This window comes from Acidimicrobiia bacterium, assembly GCA_016650365.1.
In the GTDB taxonomy this organism is placed as follows: Bacteria; Actinomycetota; Acidimicrobiia; order Spongiisociales; family JAENVV01; genus JAENVV01.
This window is the reverse complement of sequence record JAENVV010000276.1, coordinates 1-3,019: the sequence shown is the minus strand read 5'-3', so window position 1 is coordinate 3,019 and position 3,019 is coordinate 1. Positions and strand designations below refer to the sequence as shown.

At 61.0% G+C, this 3,019-nt stretch carries 2 protein-coding genes and 1 pseudogene; 1 reads left to right on the top strand and 2 read right to left on the bottom strand.

All coding sequences use genetic code 11. From position 1 onward, the window contains the following. Positions 1-7: 7 nt before the first annotated feature. Positions 8-735 (bottom strand): annotated as a pseudogene (locus JJE47_15650) (nitroreductase family protein). Between the two features lie 80 nt (positions 736-815). Between JJE47_15650 and JJE47_15645 the strand changes: the two are divergent. Beyond that, positions 816-2,405 carry an AMP-binding protein gene (locus tag JJE47_15645; protein ID MBK5268853.1) on the top strand — a complete coding sequence of 530 codons (1,590 nt, stop codon included), beginning with the start codon at positions 816-818 and terminating at the stop codon, positions 2,403-2,405. 214 nt (positions 2,406-2,619) lie between these two features. On the opposite strand, the gene JJE47_15640 is transcribed toward JJE47_15645, so the two are convergent. After that, positions 2,620-3,019: hypothetical protein (locus JJE47_15640; protein ID MBK5268852.1), on the bottom strand; the 400-nt coding region annotated here is incomplete at its 5' end.

The window sequence follows — 3,019 nt, the reverse complement described above, 5'->3', positions numbered from 1 at the left end:
CTTGAACCTATCGTCCTGACGACCCTGACGGGTCGGGAACGTCGATCATTACCTCGCGAAGTGGCTTGCGTGCGAGAACCGGGACCTGGGCATCGGGGGCCGGGTAGCCGACCGGGAAGAGTACGAATGGACGTTCGTTTTTGGGGCGTCCGAGCAGTTTCGTAAGGAACGCCATCGGTGAGGGGGTGTGGGGGAGGGTGGCCAGGCCCATGTTGTGCAGAGCGGTGATAAACAACCCGCACGCCAGGCCGACGCTTTCCTTTACGTAATAATGATGTTGCCTGCTGCCATCTTCCTTGATGCCGTACCGCTCTTCAAATACCACCACAAGCCAGGGGGTCGTTTCCAGGTAATCTTTTTGCCAGTGGGTGCCGAGATGGGCGAGGGCTTCTTGCCACTCGTCGTTCATGTGGACTTCATAGTTGATCCGCTCTTCTTCCTCGCCGCTTGGCGGATCTGTCGCTTGATGTCAGCGTCCCCAATCACAACAAACTTCCAGGGCTGCATGTGGGCACCCGACGGAGCCGTCGCGGCCGTTTCAATGGCCATATCAAGGAGATGGCGAGGTACCGGTTCGTCAGAGAAGGTGCGAACCGAACGACGCCGTTCCATGAGTTTGAGGAACGCCGCGCCGCGGGCCTCTTGTTCGTCGGGGGCGTGCTGTTCGATCCGATGTTCTACGAATGGGTACCTGGCGGCATCCTCAGGCCGGGGATACACGTACGGTTCGGTCATAGGTTCAGCTCAGCCGAATCGGGGTGCGCTGTCAAGGTCCGAACGACACGTCTCCGCCAGGTTCGGTACGGTGGTGTTCCATGAATCCGACCATCATCCCCCGGCTGGCCTATCCGACGTATGACCGTCTGGTGGCGGCCATGGACTGGCATATCCCGGATGTGTTCAATATGGGCGTGGCTTGTGCCGACATGGCCCCGCCGGACGCAGTGGCGCTCGTCACGGTTGATGAGGAGGGGCGCCGTTCGCAGGCGACATTCGGCGAGTTGAGTCGTTGGTCCGACCAGCTAGCCGCCGTTCTGATGGCCCGGGGAGTCGGTCGCGGCGATCGTATAGGTATTGTCGCCCCGCAGTCGCTCGAGACCGGCATATCCCACCTGGCCCTGTGGAAGCTGGGTGCCATCTCGCTCCCTCTCGCGTCGCTGTTCGGACCCGACGCCCTGGGATACCGGTTGAATGACGCAGGGGCCAGGCTCGCACTGGTCAGCCCCGAGAACGTCGCAAAGGTCCGAGAAGCCAGCCCAGACCTGGAGCTGGTCGTGTTCGATGACGACTTCTGGTCGGAGTTACTTGCTTGCGAAGCGGTCTCCCCGGCAACCACCATGGCCGACGATCCCGTTTTCCTGATCTACACCTCGGGGACGACCGGCCCCCCGAAGGGAGCTCTTCACGCCCATCGGACGTTGTTCGGCCATCTGCCTGCGTTCGAGTTGTTCTACGAATACGCCCCCCAGCCCGACGACGTGATCTGGACGCCAGCCGATTGGGCTTGGATCGGTGGACTTATGGATGTTCTCATTCCGGCCTGGTATCACGGCATGACGGTGCTGACGGTTCCACCCGGGTTCGAACCACACCGGGCGATCGATCTGATGATCGAGCATCAGGTCACCTGTGCCTTTCTGCCCCCAACAGCTCTGAAGATGATGCGGGCCGCGGGGGCAGGATCCTCGGAGCTGCAACTACGGGCCATCTTCACGGGTGGCGAACCGCTTGGCGCTGAGATGCTCAGCTGGGCGGAATCCAATCTCGGCGCACGAATAAACGAAGGCTACGGCCAGACCGAAGCGAACATCGTTGTCGGCAATTGCGCTTCGACCTGGCCCGTCAAGCCCGGGTCGATGGGTCGCCCGATCCCGGGCCATGCGGTCGCCGTCCTTGACGACAACGGTGTCGGAGTCGTTGGCGAGGAAGGCGAGATAGCCGTGCTTGGGCCTGATCCCGTAATGATGATTGGATACTGGAACCAGCCGCGAGCCACGGCCGAAAAATACCACGGCGATTGGCTGTTGACCGGAGATATCGGAGTAGAGGACGAGGATGGATACTTGTGGTTCGTGAGCCGCAAGGACGATGTGATTTCTTCTGGCGGATATCGAATCGGGCCAGGGGAAATCGAGGACGCACTGATGCGCCATGAGTCGGTCGCGATGTGCGCGGTGGTTGGGATACCCGACGAGATACGCGGTCAAGTCCCGGCGGCGTTCGTCGTTGTCAAGGCCGGATATCGAGGTTCACGAGCATTGGCAAGTGAGCTCCAGCGTCTGGTCCGTACCCGATTGGCTGCCCATGAGGTTCCGAGGGTGATCAGGTTCGTTGCCGAGCTTCCCCGGACAACGACCGGCAAGATCCTCCGACGCGAACTGCGAGACACCGTGCACGACGTGTGAGCCGAACTCAGGGGACCATTGGGCCCCAACCGTTTGCGCCAGCTGAGGATTTTGGAAAGTGTGCTTCCGATGATCTCGGAAAGCGTTATCATTGGGTTCTAATCGAGTCCGGAACTCCCCACTCCCTCCGGACTCGAAAAGCGGAACCTCGGCTTGCCGGGGTTCCGCTTTTTAAGTTGTACCGCGCCAGGCGACCGTTTTGGGGACTCGTGGCTTACGGCAGGTACTGCTCCACGACCGACGTGATGACGTCCCCGTCAAGTGTGTACCAAACCCATCGACCGCCTGAGTACCACTTGGTTGAGTCAAAGTCGTTGTAGATCGCTGCGTACTCGGCCGGAGTGATCCGTTGGAGTTCCGGGTAGCCCCGATCCTCAAGAAAGGCTCCCGTCCCGCTGGCATCGATGAGGCAGACCGTGGCGTCAGCCGGAACAACCCTGGTGTGGGGCGCGCCGGTCATCTGGATGTAGAAGTCGTTTGGCGCTTCCTGGCCGTCGACAGCTGCGGCTGCCAGGGCCATTTCACCGGTAAGGAAGCGAGCCGGGTCGATGGTCAGTCCAACGCCGCCCGGCACATCCTGTGCCTGCTGTACCTGCCCAAACTGGAGATCTCCG

What these genes read in the sequence shown, in the direction of transcription:
- JJE47_15645 (MBK5268853.1), top strand. Translation starts at nt 816, where the DNA reads ATGAATCCGACCATCATCCCCCGGCTGGCCTATCCGACGTATGACCGT.